Annotated in this window: 19 protein-coding genes; 9 read left to right on the top strand and 10 right to left on the bottom strand. The window is 56.1% G+C overall.

Going from position 1 to position 21,115, the window contains the following annotated elements:
- The first annotated feature begins 30 nt into the window (after positions 1-30).
- Positions 31-495 carry a CBS domain-containing protein gene (locus tag ACOYNV_RS10220; protein ID WP_422899667.1) on the top strand — a complete coding sequence of 155 codons (465 nt, stop codon included), beginning with the start codon at positions 31-33 and terminating at the stop codon, positions 493-495.
- Positions 496-673: 178 nt separating this feature from the next.
- On the opposite strand, the gene ACOYNV_RS10225 is transcribed toward ACOYNV_RS10220, so the two are convergent.
- The 8 genes from ACOYNV_RS10225 to ACOYNV_RS10260 form a co-directional block, all read right to left on the bottom strand.
- Positions 674-1,789, bottom strand: a complete 1,116-nt coding sequence (locus ACOYNV_RS10225) for a deoxyguanosinetriphosphate triphosphohydrolase (RefSeq protein WP_422899668.1) — start codon at positions 1,787-1,789, stop codon at positions 674-676.
- Positions 1,782-2,870 (bottom strand): 3-dehydroquinate synthase, encoded by a 1,089-nt coding sequence (gene aroB / locus ACOYNV_RS10230; RefSeq protein ID WP_422899669.1) that lies wholly within the window; start codon positions 2,868-2,870, stop codon positions 1,782-1,784. Before aroB ends, ACOYNV_RS10225 begins: the two co-directional genes overlap by 8 nt.
- The gene (locus ACOYNV_RS10235) at positions 2,858-3,394 is read right to left on the bottom strand and encodes a shikimate kinase (RefSeq protein WP_422899670.1); all 537 of its coding nucleotides are present in this window, start codon (positions 3,392-3,394) and stop codon (positions 2,858-2,860) included. The genes aroB and ACOYNV_RS10235 overlap by 13 nt, the downstream gene beginning before the upstream one ends.
- Positions 3,395-3,480: 86 nt before the next feature.
- Entirely contained in the window at positions 3,481-5,574 is a 2,094-nt protein-coding gene (pilQ, locus tag ACOYNV_RS10240) for a type IV pilus secretin PilQ (protein WP_422899671.1), read from the bottom strand.
- The gene (locus ACOYNV_RS10245; RefSeq protein WP_422899672.1) at positions 5,571-6,092 is read right to left on the bottom strand and encodes a pilus assembly protein PilP; all 522 of its coding nucleotides are present in this window, start codon (positions 6,090-6,092) and stop codon (positions 5,571-5,573) included. The genes pilQ and ACOYNV_RS10245 overlap by 4 nt, the downstream gene beginning before the upstream one ends.
- Positions 6,089-6,763, bottom strand: coding sequence for a type 4a pilus biogenesis protein PilO (locus ACOYNV_RS10250; protein ID WP_422899673.1), 675 nt, complete (start codon positions 6,761-6,763; stop codon positions 6,089-6,091). Before ACOYNV_RS10250 ends, ACOYNV_RS10245 begins: the two co-directional genes overlap by 4 nt.
- The gene (locus ACOYNV_RS10255) at positions 6,760-7,326 is read right to left on the bottom strand and encodes a PilN domain-containing protein (RefSeq protein WP_422899674.1); all 567 of its coding nucleotides are present in this window, start codon (positions 7,324-7,326) and stop codon (positions 6,760-6,762) included. The genes ACOYNV_RS10250 and ACOYNV_RS10255 overlap by 4 nt, the downstream gene beginning before the upstream one ends.
- Positions 7,323-8,402, bottom strand: coding sequence for a pilus assembly protein PilM (locus ACOYNV_RS10260; RefSeq protein WP_422899675.1), 1,080 nt, complete (start codon positions 8,400-8,402; stop codon positions 7,323-7,325). The genes ACOYNV_RS10255 and ACOYNV_RS10260 overlap by 4 nt, the downstream gene beginning before the upstream one ends.
- Positions 8,403-8,589: 187 nt before the next feature.
- Between ACOYNV_RS10260 and ACOYNV_RS10265 the strand changes: the two genes are divergently transcribed.
- A complete protein-coding gene (locus tag ACOYNV_RS10265; RefSeq protein WP_422899676.1) occupies positions 8,590-10,899 on the top strand; it encodes a penicillin-binding protein 1A in 2,310 nt (769 codons plus the stop codon).
- A gap of 10 nt (positions 10,900-10,909) precedes the next feature.
- On the opposite strand, the gene cyaY is transcribed toward ACOYNV_RS10265, so the two are convergent.
- Positions 10,910-11,227, bottom strand: coding sequence for an iron donor protein CyaY (gene cyaY, locus ACOYNV_RS10270; protein ID WP_422899677.1), 318 nt, complete (start codon positions 11,225-11,227; stop codon positions 10,910-10,912).
- 35 nt (positions 11,228-11,262) lie between these two features.
- Here cyaY and lptM point away from each other — a divergent pair, with 35 nt between their 5' ends.
- The 7 genes from lptM (at position 11,263) to ACOYNV_RS10305 (ending at position 20,351) form a co-directional block, all read left to right on the top strand.
- Positions 11,263-11,442, top strand: coding sequence for an LPS translocon maturation chaperone LptM (lptM, locus tag ACOYNV_RS10275; RefSeq protein ID WP_422899678.1), 180 nt, complete (start codon positions 11,263-11,265; stop codon positions 11,440-11,442).
- Positions 11,439-12,683, top strand: coding sequence for a diaminopimelate decarboxylase (gene lysA, locus ACOYNV_RS10280; protein WP_422899679.1), 1,245 nt, complete (start codon positions 11,439-11,441; stop codon positions 12,681-12,683). The genes lptM and lysA overlap by 4 nt, the downstream gene beginning before the upstream one ends.
- Positions 12,684-12,775: 92 nt before the next feature.
- Positions 12,776-13,843: an efflux RND transporter periplasmic adaptor subunit gene (locus ACOYNV_RS10285; RefSeq protein ID WP_422899680.1), complete on the top strand. Its 1,068-nt coding sequence runs from the start codon at positions 12,776-12,778 to the stop codon at positions 13,841-13,843.
- Positions 13,844-13,852: 9 nt separating this feature from the next.
- Positions 13,853-16,954 carry an efflux RND transporter permease subunit gene (locus tag ACOYNV_RS10290; RefSeq protein WP_422899681.1) on the top strand — a complete coding sequence of 1,034 codons (3,102 nt, stop codon included), beginning with the start codon at positions 13,853-13,855 and terminating at the stop codon, positions 16,952-16,954.
- Between the two features lie 188 nt (positions 16,955-17,142).
- Positions 17,143-17,547 (top strand): RNA-binding S4 domain-containing protein, encoded by a 405-nt coding sequence (locus ACOYNV_RS10295; RefSeq protein WP_422899682.1) that lies wholly within the window; start codon positions 17,143-17,145, stop codon positions 17,545-17,547.
- A gap of 445 nt (positions 17,548-17,992) precedes the next feature.
- A complete protein-coding gene (locus ACOYNV_RS10300) occupies positions 17,993-19,618 on the top strand; it encodes a type IV pilus assembly protein FimV (RefSeq protein ID WP_422899683.1) in 1,626 nt (541 codons plus the stop codon).
- 37 nt (positions 19,619-19,655) lie between these two features.
- Entirely contained in the window at positions 19,656-20,351 is a 696-nt protein-coding gene (locus ACOYNV_RS10305; protein WP_422899684.1) for an SDR family oxidoreductase, read from the top strand.
- A gap of 11 nt (positions 20,352-20,362) precedes the next feature.
- On the opposite strand, the gene ACOYNV_RS10310 is transcribed toward ACOYNV_RS10305, so the two are convergent.
- A complete protein-coding gene (locus ACOYNV_RS10310) occupies positions 20,363-20,980 on the bottom strand; it encodes a glutathione S-transferase family protein (protein WP_422899685.1) in 618 nt (205 codons plus the stop codon).
- Positions 20,981-21,115: the final 135 nt, after the last annotated feature.

Raw genomic sequence — 21,115 nt, forward strand, 5'->3', positions numbered from 1 at the left:
TGGATCAAACAACTATATTCAGGGGGTAGCATGGAGGTTAAGGAAGTACTCAAGGTCAAGGGTTCTGCACTGTATTCAGTACGCCCGGATTCGCTGCTCTCCGAAGCAGTCATCATAATGGCCGAAAAAGACATTGGCTCGGTTGTCGTCACTGATGACGACGGTAAATTGGTGGGAATGCTGACCTTTCGCGAGGTCCTGTTAATACTGGCCAAACGTCAAAGTGAAGGCCGCGTCGGCCCCACCCCGCCCATTGCCGAAATTCTGGTCAGCGAGGCCATGCACACCAACCCGCCGACCACCGAAGCATCGATGGATCTTGACGAATTGCGCCGACTGATGGTCAACACGCATACCCGCTACTTGCCGGTCATGGATGGCGACACCCTGATTAGCGTCATTTCACTCCACGATGTCGCCAAAGCCGTGCTGGAAGAGCGCAACTTCGAGAACAAGTTGCTCAAGGCCTATATCAAGGATTGGCCAGCTAAGTAAGTAATCCGGCAAAACGGTTTGTAATTTTTGGCTGAGTCAACACGGCAATAGCTCCGCACCTGGAAGCCGCGCCAATAGGCACTCTACGAGGCGGCAGTCCGGAGAGTCAATGAAGACGCCACTCTTCAGGCGTATTGCTTGTAGATCGCCTGTCCATGCGGCCTGCAGGCAACTCTCGTCAGATTTCGCCAACCGCAAACAATCGGCGGTGTTCTTTCATCGCATAGCGGTCGGTCATCCCGGCAATGTAGTCGGCTACCCTGCGCGACTGATCGCTATCCACCTGATACTGCGGTGGCAACAGGCGAGGATCACTGAGGAAAGCCGAAAAAAGTTCGCTGACGATTCGTTGCGCTTTGCTGGTCATGCGCAAGACCTGAAAATGCTGATAGAGATTTTTGTGCAGAAAACGCTTCATCTCACGCTGCGCATCACGTAATTCTTCCGAGAACCCGACCAGTGGCTCTCCCAGCCTGGCTTCGGCAAGATCTTTCGGTTTATGTCGGTCAATGTTGCTGGCCGTGGTTTCGACCAGATCGCACACCAGAATATTGATCATGCGGCGGATTGTTTCATGCACCAGACGACGCCCGCCAAGGCCGGGATAAGCGGTTCTAACCTCAGACACATATCGTGCAAACAGGTTGACGTCTTGCAGTTGCTCAAGCGAAATCAATCCGGAGCGCAGTCCATCATCGACGTCGTGGTTGTTGTAGGCGATTTCGTCGGCGAAATTGCATATTTGCGCTTCAAGCGTCGGTTGTGTCCGGTTCATGAAGCGCTCGCCAAGTTCTCCAAGCTGACGTGCATTTTCCAGAGAGCAATGCTTGACGATGCCCTCGCGTGTTTCAAAAGTCAGATTGAGCCCGTCAAATGCAGCGTAGCGCTCCTCAAGCAGATCAACGATACGCAGGCTTTGCAGGTTGTGCTCGAAGCCACCATGGCCCTGCATGCACTCATTAAGAGCATCCTGACCGGCATGACCGAACGGGGTATGCCCAAGATCATGGGCCAGGGAAATCGCTTCCACAAGATCTTCGTTGAGACCGAGGGCGCGCGCTATACCTCTGGCGATCTGTGCCACTTCGAGGGTGTGTGTCAACCGTGTCCGGAACAGGTCGCCCTCGTGATTAACGAAAACCTGTGTCTTGTACTCAAGCCGCCGGAAAGCAGTCGAATGCACGATACGATCGCGATCACGCTGGAATTCGCTGCGGTGCGAAGGTGGCTCGTCGTTGTGGCGGCGCCCCCTTGAATTGGCCGTTGTAACGGCGTAAGGCGCAAGTTCATGCATGAGAAGAACGCGCAGCAATGACTATGGCAATCCCGGTTTGCGACGCGGCATCACTTACCACGGCCTGACCGATCTGCTTGAACAGGACGAGGCGCAATTTTCCGTCCTGCACCTTCTTGTCGTGCTGCATCAGTTCAAGGTAGCGATCTGCGCCCATTGCCGGGCCGGATACCGGCAATCCTGCTCGCTCAAAAAGCCTTTCGATACGGATGACGTCGACCGCACTGATCCAGCCAAGTTGGCACGACAGTTCGGCAGCCATCATGGTTCCGGCGGCCACGGCCTCACCATGCAACCATTCGCCGTAGCCCATCCCGGTTTCTATTGCATGGCCAAAGGTGTGGCCGAGATTGAGCAACGCCCTTTCCCCGTTTTCATGCTCATCGGCAACAACCACTTCGGCCTTGTTCTCGCACGATCGGCAGATGGCGTACTCCAGCGCCTCCGGCTCCAATACCAGCAAACGTTCCAGATTGGTTTCAAGCCATTCGAGAAAAGGCAGGTCACGGATCAATCCGTATTTGATGACCTCTGCCAGCCCCGCTCTTAACTCGCGGTCCGGCAAGGTATTCAAGAGATCGGTATCGGCCAGCACCAGCCTTGGCTGATAGAAAGCACCGATCATGTTCTTGCCTGACGGATGGTTGATCGCCGTCTTGCCACCGACCGACGAATCGACTTGCGCAAGCAGGGTCGTCGGGATCTGAATGAACGGCGCGCCCCGCTGATAACAGGCCGCAGCAAAACCGGTCATATCTCCGATAACGCCGCCACCCAAGGCAATCAGTGTGGTTGAACGTTCACAACGGTGCTCGAGCAGGGAATCGAAAATCGTATTGAGCGTTTGCCAGTTCTTGAACTGCTCGCCATCAGGCAGAATTATCTCAACAACCTCGATGCCGGCAGCGCGCAATGGCGTTGCAAAGCGCTGCAGATAAAGTGGCGCGACCGTCGTATTGGTAACAACAGCAACCTTTGCTTGTCGCAGATGGGGGAGTAGCAATGCGCTACGATCAAAAACCCCCTGCCCGACATGGATCGGATAGGCCCGTTCGCCCAAGGCCACATTCAGAGTTTCCATCGCTCCCCAACTTCCTTGATCAACAATTGCAGAATCCCCTGTGCATTGCTCCGGCTGCCATCGACAACCAGATCCGCCACTTCGCGATAGAATGGGTCGCGTTGCGAGTAGAGTTCCTTTAGCTTGAGCAGGGGGTCGTCGACCTGCAGCAGGGGGCGATTTCGATCATGCCGCGTGCGTTCCCACAGGGTGCATGGCGGCACGTTGAGATAAACGACAAAGCCACTCGCTCTCAAGTTGGCCCGATTCTCCTGGCGTAAAACCACGCCGCCCCCGGTGGCCACCACCCGACCGCTGAGCCGGGAAAGATCCGCGATCACCTGAGCTTCACGCTTGCGAAAACCCTCCTCCCCCTCGATTTCAAAAACCGTCGGGATGCTGACGCCTGTACGCGCCTCGATTTCGCGGTCCGAATCAATAAAATCGAGGCCAAGGCGCTTTGCCAGTGATCGCCCAATGGTCGTCTTGCCAGCGCCCATCAGGCCTACCAAATAGACGTTTCTTGTGCCGTATTGTTTATCCACACCGCCATTCTACCGCAGCGGCCCGCTAACGAGAGGGCGCAAAAAAGCCGGCAGCTGCCGGCTTTTTTGAATCGTAGGCCGAAGAATCAGCGGACGGCGAGGTTTTCAGCAACAATTCTTGGCGTAATGAAAATCAACAATTCCGTTTTATCATCGATCCATTCCCGGTTCTTGAATAGCCAGCCGATATAGGGAAGGTCGCCAAAGAAAGGAATTCGCTGTGTATTCTCATTTTTCTTTTGTGTGTAAACACCTCCAATGACCACAGTACCGCCATTCTCGACAAGAACTTCAGTCTTGATGTGTTTGGTATCAATGGCTACCCCACTGCCTCCCGTGTTCAGAGTTTCATTGGGAGTATCCTTGTTGATGTCCAAAGTCATCGTCACTCTTCCGTCCGGAGTAATCTGGGGCTTGACTTTCAGCGACAGATTGGCTTTCCTGAACGACACGCTTGTCGCACCCGATGATGTAGCTTGCTGATACGGAATCTCTACCCCCTGCTCGATTAATGCCTCAATCTGATTGGCCGTCAACACTCGCGGGCTGGAAATCACCTTGAGCATACCATCCGCTTCAAGCGCTGAAATTTCAGCAGTTAGCATCTGGGTTTTTGTACTGTTAAAAAGCATGAGGCCAAACGTGCCGGCCCTTCCGGTACGCGGTGTTGCCGGAAGATTGACTGAAGAAATGGTCGATGCATTTCCACTCAATACGGTATTTGTGCCAAATTGATTTGGCGCCGCTCCACTACTTATTGCAGGGATCACCGGCCCTATGCTTGTAAAGGCACCGCCCCAGCCGAGCCGAATACCAAGATTCTTGGCAAAACTATCCCCAGCTTCGACGATTCGCGCTTCAATCATCACCTGTCGCACCGGCACATCCACCTTGGCGATCATTTCTCTTACATCTTCCAGCCGGCCTGGCGTGTCCTTTACGAACATCATGTTGGATCTATCATCCAGCAAGGCGCTACCGCGCTTGGAGAGCAATGACTGTTTTGGATCGACCAAAAGCTTCTGAACATCTGCAGCCTTTATGTAGTTCATCTGAAAGCTTTCGGTGCGCAGTGGCTCCAGATCACTGATCTGCATCTTCGATTCAAACTCGAGTTTTTCCTTGGTGGCAATTTCCTCACGCGGAGCGATCAGGATGACATTTCCGTTCTTGCGCATGTCAAGGCCTTTTTGCTGGAGGATAATATCCAGTGCCTGATCCCAGGGAACATCTTTTAATATCAGCGTAATTGACCCGCCGACCGAATCACTAACCACCATATTCATTCCGGTAAACTCGCCGATCACCTGCAGCAGGCGTCGCACTTCAACGTTCTGGAAATTTAGCGACAACTTCTCGCCCTGGAAGCCGCCACGTGACCCCTGCACCAGTTTGTTGGGATTCTCGATGATCGGTTTTACTTCGATGACGAACTGGTTGTCAGTCTGGTATGCGTTATGTTCCCACAAACCGCGGGGCGTAATCGTCATACGAGCGTTCGCGCCTTGCTGAATTGTGTTGAGTGAAACGACTGGCGTAGCAAAGTCGGTGACATCCAGGCGCTTGCGAAGCGCATCCGGCACACTCACTTTTACGAAATCGATGACCAGATTTTGCCCCTGTTGGCGAATATCGATACCCGCATTAGGGTCGCTCAGATCCACCGTAATTCTCGCCTCTCCGTCTTTGCCACGGCGAAATGCGATATCCCGAATGCTATTCGACGCCTGTGAGGGACTCACCTGTGCGAAGTGCTCAACTGCGGGTACCCCAATTTCTTTGGCAATTGGAACTAAAGCCAGCAGCAGGCTGTTTCCGTCGATTGTCGACTCGTAAGTCATCGCCTGGTTCAGATTCAACACCAAGCGAGTACGCCCTTCGGCCTGAACAACATTGGCGCTTTTCAGATCACCCTCGTTGTAAGTTTGGCTATTCTTGCCGAGACCGTTGGTCGTATTAGCAAAGTCAAGGGCAATACGCGCAGGTTTGGCCACACTGAAACCTGATGGCAGTGTTTTCAAAGGCTCCTTGAATGTCAACTTGACATTCAGCACGCCACCCTGTTGCGCAACGGTCATGGACTCAATCGAATTTGGCGTGGTTTCCTGAGCATTAACTGAAGCCGCCGCCAAGAAGATCCCGCCGACTAAGCTGAGCAGGTAGCATTTGATTTGTTTCACTTTTTCCCCTCCTGACCCTGTAGCAAGAGCGTACTTGCTCTTTCAACCCAATCCCCTGCCGAATCCTGGATGAGTTCTTTTAGCGCCACTTCAGATTCCGAAACCATGGTGATCACCCCGAAATTTTGACCCATATAATTCCCGACCCTCACCTGATACAAGGAACCGTCGACCTGAATGATGGCATAAGAAACTTTCTTCTTGGTCATCACACCGACATATTTCAACGACTCCAGCGGATAAGACTCCAAAGGCTCTCGCGGCCGATCCAAGTCCGGTTGCAAACCACCACCGCCAGTCTTCTTCTGCTCGGTGCCAATCTTGGCCGGCTTGAAAGGATCTATCAGGTTCCCTGCATCATAGGGCACCGGTTCATAGGGCTTGACCTGGGGCAGCGGTGGAATACTGCCTTTAATATCCTTGGCAGCATCATTCATCCACTGGCGCAGATCTTCATTATCCCCGCCAGAGCAGGCAACCAACACAATGCTAGCTAGCGCAACAGCTATCTTTCTCATTTCTTTCCACCCTTGGCGGCCTGAGCCGCCTTCCTCTTGGCGGCCAATTCATCATCATCGAGATAGCGGAAAGTCTTTGTTACGGCGTCCATGACCAGACTTCCATCTTTTGTCTGTGGATTGGCAGTAATCGAAACGTTATTCAAGGTAACGATTCTCGACAGCCGGCCTATATCACCGGCAAAGGCACCAAAGTCATGGTAGTTCCCTGTCAGACGCACATTGATGGGCAACTCTGCGTAAAAATCCTTGCTGATCTCCTGACCTGGCTTGAAGAGATCGAACTGCAAGCCTCGGCCCATTCCAGACTGGTTGATCTCGATCAGCAAGGATTCAACCTCGGATTTATTGGGCAATTGTTTCAACAGAGCACCGAATGAACGGTCAATCTCGCTCAACTGCTGTACATACAGATCAAGATTGACCGCCTGCTTCTTCTTGGCAACAAATTCTTCCCTGAGCTTTAATTCATCCTGTTGCCGTGCAGCAAGAGCGTCCAGTTGATCAGCCCATACAAACCACCAACCCGCAACCAGGATCGCCGCAAAAAGGCCAAACAATACCGTTACGCGCGGCACGATTGGCCAAGCGCCCACGTCCTTCGGGTTCAGGTTCCTGAAGTCGTCAAGAAACACCTTGAAGTCAATTTTTGTAATGGAGGGCGCTTTCATTTCTTGCCTCCATCTTCAACCGGGGGACGTTTAAGAGAGATGTTCATGTTGAATTCGTTGAGTCGTCGCTTATCAACAGAGGTTGCCTTGATTTCGATCAACTGGGGCTTTTCAAGCCAGGGGGAAGCTTCAATATTACGCATCAGCGTTGAAACCCGCGCGTTGGATTGCGCATATCCAATCAAGGAAACCTTGAAGCCGTCCTGTTTTATCGAGCGAATATAAACACCCTCAGGTATTTGCTTGACCAACTCGCTTAACAGACGCACGGCCTCTGCCCGATCACGCTGCAAGGACTCGATGATTTGCTTGCGAGCCAGCAATGCCTGGGTTTGTTCCTTGAGGCTCTTGATTTGATCAATCTGTTTGTCAAGAACCACGATCTCTTTTTTTATGAACTCGTTCTTCGCTTCTTGAGCAGCGATGTAGCCCGAGATAAACGAATAAACCAGAAACACGATTAACCCGGAGAGAACTGAAACCATTCCCAGTAGCGTATAAAACTGCTGGCGTCTTGCCCTGCGTTTTTCTTCGCGATGCGGGAGGAGATTGATGCGTATCATTCGTCAAATCTCCGCAGAGCGAGGCCGCACGCTGCCATCAACGAGGAAGCGTCAGCCAGCAGACTCTTGGCGCGAACCCGGTCGGACAACACCATATCAGCAAAGGGGTTGGCAATAATCGTGTTGATCTGCGTACGGGACGCCACCACTTCGTCTGCGCCCGGAAGGACAGCGCATCCACCGGCAAGAACGATGTGATTGATCTGATTAAACTGTGTGGAAGTAAAGAAGAACTGCAAAGCACGCGACACCTCCAACGCCATGCTCTCGACAAACGGTTGCAAGAGTTCTGCTTCATAGTTATCCGGCAGATTATTCCGCCGCTTCTCGGCCTCAGCCTCCTCAAAATTCAATCCGAAAAGACGGGCGATATCCTGTGTCAGCTGATTCCCGCCAAATGCCTGTTCGCGAACATAAAGTTGCTGGCCGTTGCGTAGCACAGTCAGGTTCATTACGTTGGCTCCAACATCGACCAAGGCAATGATTTGCCCCTTGCCGCCATCGGGGAGTTGCTTTTCGATCAACTCAAAAGCTGAAAGGACGGCGTAGGATTCAACATCCATGACCACCGGTTTCAAACCGGCGGATTCCACCACGGCAACACGATCCTCAACCTTCTCCTTGCGTGACGCGGCAATCAGAACCTCTATTTCATCTGGAGAGGACGGTGCCGGACCGACGACCTGAAAGTCGAGGTTAACTTCCTCAAGTGCAAACGGGATGTACTGGTTGGCCTCGGATTCAACCTGAAGTTCCAGGTCTTCCTCGCGCTGGCCGGCGGCCACGATTATTTTCTTGGTAATTACATGTGACGCAGGAAGTGCAATCGCCACATTTCTGGTTGAGGTCGCCAGTTTTTTCCAGGCCCGGCGTACGGACTCGGCCGCCGCTTCCAGATTGACAATATTGCCGTCAGCCACCGCATCTCTAGGCAAAATTTCAATCGTGTACCGTTCAACGCGATATCCGCTCTTCCCGTCACTCGCCAACTCAACCATTTTGACTGAAGACGAACTGATATCAAGACCAATCAGGGAGCGTGCCTTAGGATTAAAGATCGATAGATCGAGTTGCAAATTGCTCCCCCTCGCCGAAAAAACCCTTGAATAATTAGTAGTTAGCGGATTTATAGATAATCTACATTAGATGCTAGCAACAAGTATCGGGCAAGTAAAGCCATTTTTTCGCAGCTTCCAGGCTCTGTCACAGCCCTTAGCGCAACGTTTATAATGCTCAATTATTTTTTCGCTTCGGAACTCCACATTGCCTAACCTTTCCCGCTGGATAATTTATCCTGTCCTGTTCATTATCGGCATTGCCGCGATGGCCACTGCCATGGCTGCCGTGATTCTGATCCTGACCTATCCGAATCTGCCTTCGCTGGAAATCCTGACCGACTATCGGCCGAAGATTCCTCTACGCGTTTACACCTCTGAAGGCCTCCTGATTGGTGAATTCGGCGAGGAACGTCGAGCGGTGGTGAGCATTCAGGACGTTCCTGACGTAATGAAACAGGCCATTCTGGCTGCGGAAGACGAGCGTTTTTACCAGCACAGCGGCGTGGATGCGCTGGGCGTATTGCGCGCGGCCTCGAGTAATTTGCTGGGAGGTGGCAAACGGCAGGGAGCCTCGACCATTACGCAGCAGGTTGCAAAAAACTTTTTCCTGTCCTCGGAAAAAACCTATACCCGCAAGCTCTACGAAGCACTGCTTTCTTTCAAGATTGAAAACAACCTGAGCAAGGATCAGATTTTTGAGTTGTATATCAACCAGATTTTTCTCGGGCAACGTGCCTACGGTTTCGGCGCCGCAGCGCAGATTTATTTTGGCAAGCCCCTGAAGGATCTGAACATCGCCGAAGCGGCCATGCTGGCCGGATTGCCGAAAGCGCCTTCCGCCTTCAACCCGGTGGTCAACCCCAAGCGCGCCAGCTTGCGTCAGCAGTATGTCTTGCGCCGCATGCAGGAACTCGGATTTATTGATGCCAAGCAACACGATGCGGCCTTGAAACAGGTACTGGTCGTCAAGCGCGATACCAATGAATATGCCGTACACGCCGAGTTTGTCGCTGAAATGGCGCGCCAGATGGCAGCCGAGCGCTTTCCGGAAGACGTCTACACACGCGGCCTGCGGGTCTACACAACGATCCTCAAGAGTGATCAGGAAGCGGCTTACAGCAGTTTGCGACGCGGCGTCCTCGACTATGATCGACGTCATGGCTACCGTGGTGCTGAAGCCTACGTCGAGATGACCGACATCAAGTCTGAACAGGACGAAGCGCTTGACGAACTGCTTCAGGAATTTAGCGACTCGGAAGATCTGCATCCGGCCGTGGTTCTGCAAGCAGATGCCAAACAGATTCGCGCCTACCGGCGTGGTGGCGAAATAGTCAGCATCAGTGGCGAGGGCCTGAAATTCGCAGCCCGCATGATGGACGACAAATCACCACCGAACAAACGACTGCGTCGCGGTGCTGTAATTCGCGTGCAGACCGACGACAAGAACAATTGGCGCATCACGCAAATGCCGGAGGTTGAGGCGGCGTTCCTGTCCGCCGACCCGCAAAATGGCGCTATACGTTCTCTAGTTGGTGGTTTTGATTTCAACCGTAACAAATTCAACCACACAACACAGGCCTGGCGGCAACCGGGGTCGAGTTTCAAGCCCTTCATTTATTCTGGCGCCCTGGAAAAAGGCTTCACGCCGGCTTCTATCGTCCTCGACGAACCGATCAGTTTTCCCGCCTCGGTGACCGGAAGCCAGGCTTGGGAACCAAAAAACTACGACGGAAAATACGAAGGGCCGATGAGCATGCGCACAGCTTTGGCCAAGTCAAAGAACATGGTCTCGATTCGCCTGTTGCAAGCCAGCGGTGTTCACTTCATTCAGGACTACGCCACCCGCTTCGGCTTCGATGCCGACAAACACCCGCCCTACCTGACCATGGCGCTAGGCGCCGGTTCGGTCACCCCTTGGCAGATGGTTACCGCCTATGCTGTTTTTGCCAACGGCGGCTACCGGATCCAGCCCTACATCGTGCGCGAAATTCTGGATGAGAAGGGGCAGGTGCTTGCAGCGGCCCAGCCAGTCACCGCCGATGATGAGTCACTGCGGGCCATCGACCCGCGCAATGCCTATCTGATGGATAGCATGCTCCGCGGCGTCACCATCTACGGCACCGCGGCTCGTGCCTCCGCTACGCTCAAGCGCCGCGACCTCGCGGGTAAGACAGGCACCACCAATGAGCACGTCGATGCCTGGTTCTGTGGCTATCAGCGAACCGTCGTCGGCTGTTCTTGGATTGGCTTCGATCAACCGAAGAATATGGGTATCGGCGAAACCGGTGGCTCCGCCGCGTTGCCGACCTGGATTGGATATATGGCCAAGGTCCTCAAGGACGTACCGGAATCCTTCATGCCGCAACCCGAAGGACTGGTCGCCCTTGAAATGGCGAACTCAGGCAAGGGGCCAGCAAAAGAGATGTTCTACAAGGAAAACGTGCCGGCTATTGTGGAACCGGAATCACAACCAGAGCCGGGGCAGGACCAGAACAACAAGCCGCCGGTTGATTAAAGCCTAAAGCCTAATCGAGGATTACCGGCTCACCGGCTTGCGCTGAAACCAATTTGGACAATGCCGCCACGAGTTCGCTGCCATCACGAGTATCTCGCCAGGCATTGCCGTCCCAGCGGAAATGAAAGCCGCCAGATCGAGCGGCCACCCACACCTCTTTCGCGGCACCATGACGGTTGACGATGATCTTGCTGCCGTCGGCAAACTCGATCTCAAGAACACCGGCGCTGATCATCGCAAAATCCAGATCGGCGCCACTGGCTTCAAGCGCGTTCTCAATCCGGGTCAGTGCTGCATCGGCAAGCTCATTGAATTCGCTATCATTCATCCTGTGCTACCATTTTCCATTTTCGGTTACTCCTCATGCGCCGTCATCTCACACTTTCCGTCTTGCTCTTTGCGCTGATTCTAGGTGCCTGCGGCACCAAAGGGTCGCTGACTCTCCCGCCGCCGCCCAAAGCACCACCTGCCCCAGCAAGCACGACCGTACAGCCTGCCTCCGCTCCTGATGATCTTAACACGGCAAAAGAAGCCGTCCAATGAAGGCATTTTCGCTGATCAACGGGCAACTGCATGCTGAATCCGTGCCGCTTTCCGACATCGCTGAACGCTTCGCCACGCCTTGCTATGTATACTCCCGCGCCGCACTCGAAGCCTCGCTCGATGAATTCCAGCAGGAGCTAAACGGCCTTGATTCGCTGGTGTGTTACGCCCTCAAGGCCAATTCCAACCTGGCGGTACTCAACGTCTTCGCGCGCAGAGGCGCCGGTTTCGACATTGTTTCCATCGGCGAACTGAAGCGAGCACTGGCTGCCGGTGCCGATCCGCAAAAGATCGTCTTCTCCGGTGTTGGCAAGTCCACCGCCGAAATGGCCTTTGCCCTGACCACCGGCATACTCTGCTTCAACGTCGAGTCGGCGCCCGAACTCGACCGGCTCAATGAAGTCGCCGCGAGCCTTGGCAAGAAGGCACCCATCAGCCTGCGCGTCAATCCGGATGTCGATGCCAAAACGCACCCTTATATTTCGACCGGATTAAAAGAGAATAAGTTCGGCGTAGCCTACGATGACGCGCTGAAAATTTACCAGCATGCAGCCAGCCTGCCGAACCTCGAAGTTATCGGTATCGACTGCCACATCGGATCGCAACTGCTCGACCCTGCGCCCTTCGCCGAAGCGCTAGACAAGCTCCTGCAACTGATCGATCAGCTCGCCGCCAATGGAATTACCCTGCACCATATTGATCTCGGCGGCGGTCTCGGCATCCGCTACAAGGATGAAGCGGCGCCCACCGTAAAGTCCTACCTGCAGCCCTTGTTGCAGAAACTGAAGGATCGACGCCTCAAGATCCTGCTCGAACCGGGGCGTCGACTGGTGGGCAATGCCGGCATATTGCTGACAAAAGTTGAATACCTCAAGCCGGGCGAAGTGAAGAATTTCGCCATCATCGATGCCGCCATGAATGACCTCGCCCGCCCTGCGCTCTACGACGCCTGGCACGACATCGTCCCGGTAACGCCGCGTAACGGAGACACCTGCAACTGGGACATTGTCGGCCCAATCTGCGAGACAGGCGATTTCCTCGGCCACAACCGGGAACTGACCATTGAACCCGGAGACCTGCTTGCAGTGATGTCTGCCGGGGCCTACGGCATGGCCATGAGTTCCAACTACAACACCCGACCGCGCGCCGCCGAGGTGATGGTTGATGGCTCCGAGATGTACCTCATTCGCCGCCGCGAGACGGTCGAAGAACTTTACGCACTCGAAAGCCAGCTCCCGTGAAACCAAGCCGCTTCGCCCTCCTGTTCATCACTCTCATAACCTTGGCAGCATGTTCGGAGGACGGCGCGAAAAAGAAGGCAGAGCCGCCGCCGGTGCCTGTCACCACAGCCAAGGCGTTGGAACGGGATATTCCCGTCACCCTGCAAGTGGTCGGTCGCGCTGAAGCCTACGAAAGCGTCACGCTGAAGTCACGGGTCGATGGGCAGGTGGCTGCCGTTCTATTTACCGAAGGACAGCATGTCAAACAGGGCGATGTACTGATCCGTCTTGACCCGACCGATTTCGCCGCCCGGTTGCAACAGGCCGAAGCCAGCGCCGCCCGCGACGCAGCACTGGTCGCCAAAACGCGCTCGGACACCGCACGCTACGTGGCACTCAAGGAGCGCAACTTCGTATCCGAAGAGAAGGTCAACGATATCCGTACCAACGAAGCCGCCGCTAGCGCGAACCTGCGTGCCAGCAGGGCCACGGTTGAACTGGCGCGCTTGCAGCTTACCTACGCCACCATTCGCGCTCCGTTCACCGGCGTGGTCGGCGCACGACTGGTCTTTCCCGGCTCATCAATAAAGATCAACGACACGGCCCTGGCCGTAGTCAATCGCGTGCGCCCCTTGCTGATCAGCTTCTCGGTGCCGGAAAAACACTTGCCGCGACTACGTGCCGCTCTAGGATCAGGCGGCGGCAAAACCAGCCGCATGACCGTCGACGTCAGCCTGCCTGGCGAAAAGTCACAACACATTGAAGGCGAAGTGCGCTTCCTCGACAATGCGGTCGATAGCGCAACCGGCACCATCCTGATGAAAGCGCTGCTACCCAACGCGGATGAAAAGCTGACGCCGGGGCAGTTCCTCAATGTCACGCTGCTGCTCGATACGCTGCTCAAGGCGGTCACGGTACCCAATGAAGCCATACAGCAAGGCGCAGAAGGCAATTTCGTCTTTGTCGTCAAGGAAGACAGCAGCGTCGAAATGCGCAAGCTTGAAACCGCGGCTTCGGACGGCGGGCTGACGGCCATCGGCAAGGGACTGCAGGCCGGCGAGACCGTCGTTACCGACGGCCAGTTACGTCTCGCCCCTGGGGTCAAGATAAAATCCAAGGAAGTGGCCTCCCCGGAAAACGCCACAACTCCGGCAACACCCACAGCAGCAACGGCCAAGTAGGGCAACCTGATGAACCTGCCCGAACTCTGCATCCGCCGCCCGGTCATGACCACGCTGCTGATGGCAGCGTTTGTCATTTTCGGCATCATCGCCTATCGCGCGCTGCCGGTTTCCGAACTGCCGAGTGTCGATTTCCCGACCATTTCTGTCACCGCCTCACTGCCCGGTGCATCGCCGGAAACGATGGCCGCTGCCGTCGCCACGCCGCTCGAAGGACAGTTCTCGACCATCGCCGGCCTCGACTCGATGAACTCGACGAGCGCCCAGGGAACCACCTCGATCACTTTGCAATTCTCGCTTGAACGCAACATCGATGCCGCCGCCCAGGATGTTCAATCGGCGATTGCCGCGGCGCAGCGCAAGTTGCCCCCGAACATGCCGGCGCCGCCCTCCTACCGCAAGGTCAACCCGGCCGACTCACCGATCTTCTACATTGCGCTGTCCTCGCCGACCCTGCCGTTGCCGGTGGTCAATGAATACGCCGAGACGCAACTCGCGCAGCGCATCTCGACCATCAGCGGCGTTGCGCAGGTGCTGATTTATGGCTCGCAAAAGTACGCCGTCCGTATTAGCAGCAACCCGGATCAGCTCGCGGCGCGCGGCATGGGTATCGACGAACTCCAGCAGGCAATAGCACAGGCGAACGTTAACCAGCCGGTTGGTCTGATCGACGGCGAGCGCCAGACTTTTGCCATCAAGGACAACGGGCAGTTGATGAATGCCGCCGCCTACCGCCCGCTGATCGTCGCCTGGCGCAACGGCGCACCAGTTCGCCTGGAAGAAGTGGCGACGCCGACCGACAGCGTCGAGAACAAGCGTATCGCCAGTTGGAATGTCGATAAGCGCGCCATCGTGCTGGCCATCCAGCGTCAGCCGGGCGCCAATACCATCGAGACGGTCAATTCGATCAAGCGCATCCTGCCCAGCTTCCAGGCCAAGCTGCCGGCGGCAATCAGCATGACCACGCTGTTCGACCGCAGCATCTCGATCCGCGACGCGATCGATGACGTGCAACTCACGCTGATCCTCGCCGGCTTCCTGGTCATCCTGGTCATACTGCTTTTCCTGCGTAATCTGTCGGCCACCGTCATCCCTGCTCTGGCGCTGCCCATTTCCATAGCCGGCACCTTCGCCGTCATGTACGTGCTCGGCTACAGCCTCGACAATCTGTCCCTGCTGGCGCTGACGCTGTCGGTCGGCTTCGTCGTCGACGACGCAATCGTCATGCTCGAAAATATCGTCCGCCACATCGAACTGGGCGAAACGCCGCTGGAGGCCGCCATCAAGGGCTCGCGCGAGATCGGCTTCACCATCATCTCGATGACCATTTCGCTGATTGCGGTATTCATCCCGGTGCTGTTCATGAGCGGCATCGTCGGACGGTTGCTGCACGAGTTTGCCGTCACCATCTGCGCGGCCATTCTCGTTTCCGGCATCGTATCGCTGACGCTGACGCCAATGCTGTGCAGCCGCTACCTCAAGCCCGCCGAACCGGAGGAGCATGGCCGCGTCTTCCGCGCCTTTGAACGTTTTTTCGACACGCTGCTGGCCGGCTACGAGAAATCATTGAGCTGGGCCATGGCGCGTCCGCGACTGGTAATGACCGGCTTCGCGGCGACTGTCGTATTGACCGGTGTGATCTTCACCCTGGTGCCCAAGGATTTCATTCCGAGCGGCGACAGCGGACAGATCATCGCCTTTACCGAAGGCGCTCAGGATGCGTCCTTCGCCTCGATGGTCGAGCATCAGCGCGCGGTCGCCGCCATCGTTGCTCAAGATCCGAACATCCGCTCCTTCATGTCCTCGGTCGGCGGCGGAGGCATTCGTCCGACCTCCAACACCGGTACGATTTTCATGATCCTCAAGCCGCGCGACGAGCGCAAGCTCACGCCGGATGAAATCATCCAGCAACTGCGCCCCAAGCTAAATAGCGTGCCAGGCATCAAGGTTTACATGCAGAACCCGCCGGTCATCCGCATCGGCGGCCAACTCACCGCCGCGCAATACCAATACACGCTGCAAAGCACCGACCTGGCCGAACTCTACCAATGGACGGAAACCCTGCTCGGTAAAATTCGCCTGCTGCCCGGCTTCATCGACGTCACCAGCAATCTCAACAACCTCAGCCCGGTAGTCGCTCTCGATGTCGACCGCGACAAGATCGCCACGCTGGGCCTGAGCTTCGGCCAGGTCGAGGATGCGCTGCAAAGCGCCTTCAGTTCGCGGCAAATTTCAACGATTTACGGCGCCACCAACCAGTACCAGGTGATCCTCGAAGTTGCCCCCGAATTCCAGCTCGAGCCCTCGATGCTCTCGCGCCTTTATGTGCGGGCATCAAGCGGCAAATTGATCCCGCTCGATACGGTCACCCAGGTCAGCCGCAAGACGCAGGCGCTGACCGTCAACCATCAGGGGCAACTACCCTCGGTCACCCTTTCCTTCAACCTGCTGCCCGGCGTTTCGCTCGGCGACGCCGTCGACCGCATCAAGGCGCTGGAGCAGGAAATGCGCATGCCGGCCTCGCTCAACACCAGCCTGCAAGGTACGGCGCAAGCCTTCCAGTCCTCGCTGCAAGGGCTTGGCGTCCTGCTCCTGATCGCCATCCTGGTCGTCTATATCGTGCTCGGCATCCTCTACGAGAGCTTCATCCACCCGCTGACCATCCTCTCCGGCCTGCCCTCTGCCGCGCTCGGGGCACTGATTACGCTGCTCGTTTTCCGCGTCGATCTCAGCCTGTACGCCTTCGTCGGCGTCATCATGCTGATCGGCATCGTCAAGAAAAACGCCATCATGATGATCGACTTCGCCCTTGACCGGCAGCGCAGCGAGAACTTGCCGGCACATGAAGCGATCTACAAGGCCTGTCTGATCCGCTTCCGACCGATCATGATGACCACCATGGCCGCCCTGGTCGGCACCCTGCCCATCGCCATCGGCTTCGGTGCCGGTGCCGAGGTGCGCCGCCCGCTGGGGCTGGCCGTGGTCGGCGGCCTGCTGCTCTCGCAGTTCCTCACCCTGTATCTGACGCCGGTGGTTTATGTTTACCTCGACCGCTTCACACCCAAGGGCAAGGACGCAGGCGTAGCGGTTGAAGCGGTTGAAACTGCCTGAAAACCTGTGAAAATATCAAGAATCCATGGCCCGAGGCCAGGCTACGCGCCCGCAGAGGCGCAGAGCCGCAGAGGAAACGCAAAGGAAACCCAATGTTTTTAAAGTTATTCTCTGCGAAACCTCTGTGGCTCTGCGCCTCTGCGGTAGATGTTCAGGCATTCCTTAACAGCCTCTGAGAATTTATTCATATGGCTGCCCCCGACAAACCCTCCCTCACCAGCCTGCGCATCGACAAATGGCTGTGGGTGGCGCGTTTCTACAAGACACGCTCGCTGGCAACCCAAGCCATTCACGCCGGCCACATCAAGCTCAATGGGGCCACCGTCAAGCCGGCACGCGAAGTGCGCCCGGGAGACATGCTCGATCTGGCGATTGGCGACGTACTGTGGAAGATCCAGGTGCGTGGCCTCAATGATCAGCGGCGTCCAGCATCAGAAGCGCAGCAGCTTTACGCCGAAACGCCAGAGAGCAGCGCTCGCCGCGCCGCCGCGAAAGAAGCGCATCGGCTCGCCCCGACGCCCGGCAGCGACCTGCATGGCCGCCCGACCAAGAAGGCGCGACGGCAGATCAGGGGATTCAACGAAGATTTCTGAAGTAAGCATGAGCAATAAGAAGGATGATCCATTTGCTTCTCGCCAATCTGACCTGCAAGCCCGTCAATAGGCGATGCGCAGACGGCATACCCCGGAAAGCTCGCGGATAGTGGCTCCCAAGGCGGGATGCTCTGAGAGCGCCGATTAACGGGCGTTGCAGCAGGAGTATTTTCGCCCTTGATGAGGCGTATAGTGCAGGGTACGCTTCGGAATAAACCTAAAAACCTCAGTTGGATGTGATGCCAATGTCGCAAGCCCTCATCCCCGGCCCTTCTCCCGCGGGGAGAAGGGTGCAAACTCCCTCTCCCCGCGGGAGAGGGTTGGGGTGAGGGCTAAACACCCGTCAAACTTGGAGTTGCGGTCAATTAGTCGCTGTCAACTGCGGTTTTTAGGATAAATCACTTGTTGAATCGACTAGAACAACGAGAACCATTCAAAGCATTCGATGCCACCAAATAAATTCCGTTTTCTCTCATGCTTCATTGCCATGATGACGCTGCTGACCGGGTTTGATGCGGGCGCCGTCATGCTCGGCGAAATCCGCAGCAGTTCGCGCCTGGGGGAGTTGCTGCACGCCGAAATCGACATCGAAGAAGAGCCTGCTGATCGCTTCGAAGCAAGCTGTGTCAGGCTTTACCGACCGATACAGGCAAGTAGTGATTTGCCGTGGATCACCGAAGGGCGGCTGAGTTTCAGGCACGAGAACGGCAAGGGAAAGCTTTACATCTCCTCCGATCATCCGTTGCGTAACCCGGTGGTGCAGATCGGGGTCCATTCGAATTGCCCCGGTGGACGGCTCTGGCGCGAATACACCTTTTTCGCGTCACCGGTCGATATTGCCGCGCGCGAAATTGCGCCAGCACCAGTAGCACCTCAGCCGCCAAGGCCGGCCATTCCGGATATTCCAGAAAAAAAGACCGTCCGCACCTCTGTCCCTGCACAGCCAGCGCAACACCAGGATACTGAAATCACTCGTCCAGTGCGCAATCCAGGCGGAATTTCACCAATCGGCGTACTCAGCACTGATCTCAAACTGGCTTTGCAGATGACTGCGGAACTGAGCGCGCCCGGCTCGCCGAGCGAAGCAGAGCGTGATCTGCTGCGCATCGAATATCGCACGCTGACGGCACGTAATGATCAGTCCAATTCCCTGCTCGCCTTGACCGAAGCACTGCTTCGCATGCAGCGCGAAGTGAGCGAGTTGAAGGTGGCTGGCGAACGTGTTGGAGTAAGCACCGCTGTTACGCCACACTCCTCAACGCCAACGCAGGAACCTGCGGCCGTACTCGCTCCGCTACCGGCAGCAGTCACACCAGTAAGTAAAAAAAGCAATGCGGCCATTCCGGAAATCGGGCAGGATGCCCTCCCGCCGGAGTCGACCGACTCGATCGACTGGCTGCGCTACGCAGCTTTGGGCGTAACGGTGCTGTTAATTCTGCTGCTCGTCCTGCGTCGTAGACGCAACGTTGTCATGAAAGCTCATTTGTCACTGATGGATGCACCGACGATCATCGGCGATGAGCATTGTTTTTCAAAGCCTCTGGAGAAGGCTGCGGCAACACCTTTCAAAGTGGCTGATCAAGCGCTGGCGCCACAGATAGAGCAAGGTACTCCGCCGAATATTCCATCGGCCAGCCCGGAAATGGAGTTGGCCGAGATCATGCTGTCTTTCGGTCACATTGAAGGGGCAGCACAAACGCTGCAGGAATATATTCTGGCCAATCCGAAGGAAGCGCTGCAACAGTGGATCCGCCAGCTTGAAATCTATCGGGCAAAAGGGATGTGCACCGAGTTTGAGGCGCTGGCAGCCAGCCTGAACCAGAAATTCAACGTAGAGATCGTCAATTGGGATATTGCGACTCCGGGAGAACAGCTTGAGATGACGCTTGAACTATTGCCGCATATCCGGGATCAGATTGATGCAATGTGGGGCACCCCGGAGTGTCTCGAATACCTGCAGAAGTTGTTGCGAGACAACCGGGAAGGCCAGCGCAACGGTTTTTCCTTGCCGGTTGCAAAGGAAATATTGACCCTGATTGACCTGATGGCGGCTGAAAAAGCCTGCGCCTGACAAACATCACCAACGTGCAACCAAGAAAGCCTCCACCATGAGCGGATCCATACTGCGTATCGTAATGTCAGGCGTTACCCGAGGCCTCGGACGTGCCATGCTGGATGAGTTTGTCGCTCGCGGCCACACCGTCGCCGGATGCGGACGTTCGGAAGCGGCGATCGATGAACTCCGCTTGAGTTTCGTGGCGCCGCACCGGTTTGCCACAGTGGACGTCGCCGACGACGTCCAGGTCGGACAGTGGTCCCGCCATGTGCTGACGACATTGGGACCGCCCGATATCCTGATCAACAACGCCGCGCTGATGAATAAGCCGGCACCGTTATGGGAGATATCGGCGGCGGAATTTGGCGCGCTCATCGACGTGAATGTCAAAGGGACAGCGAACGTTTTGCGCCATTTCGTGCCGGCCATGATCGCCGAAGGCCGTGGCGTGATCATCAACTTCAGTTCCGGCTGGGGCCGCAGCAGCGCACCGAACGTAGCGCCCTACTGCGCCAGCAAATGGGCCATCGAGGGCCTGACCGGCTCTCTGGCCCAGGAGTTGCCCAACGGGATGGCGGCCGTCACGATGAATCCGGGGATCGTCGATACCGACATGCTGCGCTTATCCTTTGGCGCAAGCGCTGGAGGATACGAATCCCCGACGGCCTGGGCCAAGCGCGCGGTACCGTTATTGCTGAAACTGGGGCCGAAGAATAACGGCAAGGCGCTGAGCGTACCCGAACCTTAACTGGCAAGCCGTCAAGCGCTCGCACTCGCCCGCCCGGCGATACGATCGCGCCAGGCTTGAAGATTGGCCATGCCCTCCTGGCCTGGCTTGAACCTGACCAGTCGCGCGAATTCAATGGCACAGAAGGCGGTGATGTCGGCGATGGTGAACCGCTCGCCAGCCGCATAGGGATGTGCCGCAAGATGGCTATCGAACCAGCGCGCAGCCTCCCGCATCTTCTGTCCCTGCGCTGTACCGAAATCAGCGAACTGCGGCTGTTCAAGAGCCGCCAGGCCGGGATGGGTGTGACGAACACAATTGACGATGCTGGAAAAAAGGTCGAACTCGATCTGCCGATCGATCATCTCGATAAAGGCCCGCTCTTCTCCATCGCGGCCCATCAGATTGGGGGACGGACAGACCGTCTCAAGATAGCTGCAAATAGCCCGCGACTCAGCGAGGAAGCGGCCATCGTCAAGTTCGAGGAGCGGCACCTTGGTCCGCGGGTTGCGTGCCAGAAAATCAGCCTTCTTGTGTTCGCCGGCGTTCAAATCGACCAGCACGCGTTCGATATCGTGGATGCCCTTTTCTGCAAGGAACATCTCAACCCGTCGCGGATTCGGCGGACCTGCCGCGGTGTAAAGTTTCATGACTCCTCCTTCTGTCTGGAATGCAACCAAACGGACATGACTTTGTAAGGCACCAAAAATTATGAAAGTCCTGCCCGTTTCCCTCACCCCCGACCCCTCTCCCAAAGGGCGAGGGGAGGTTCGAGAGTCGCTAGC

It is taken from the genome of Propionivibrio sp., assembly GCF_049316945.1.
GTDB lineage: Bacteria > Pseudomonadota > Gammaproteobacteria > Burkholderiales > Rhodocyclaceae > Propionivibrio.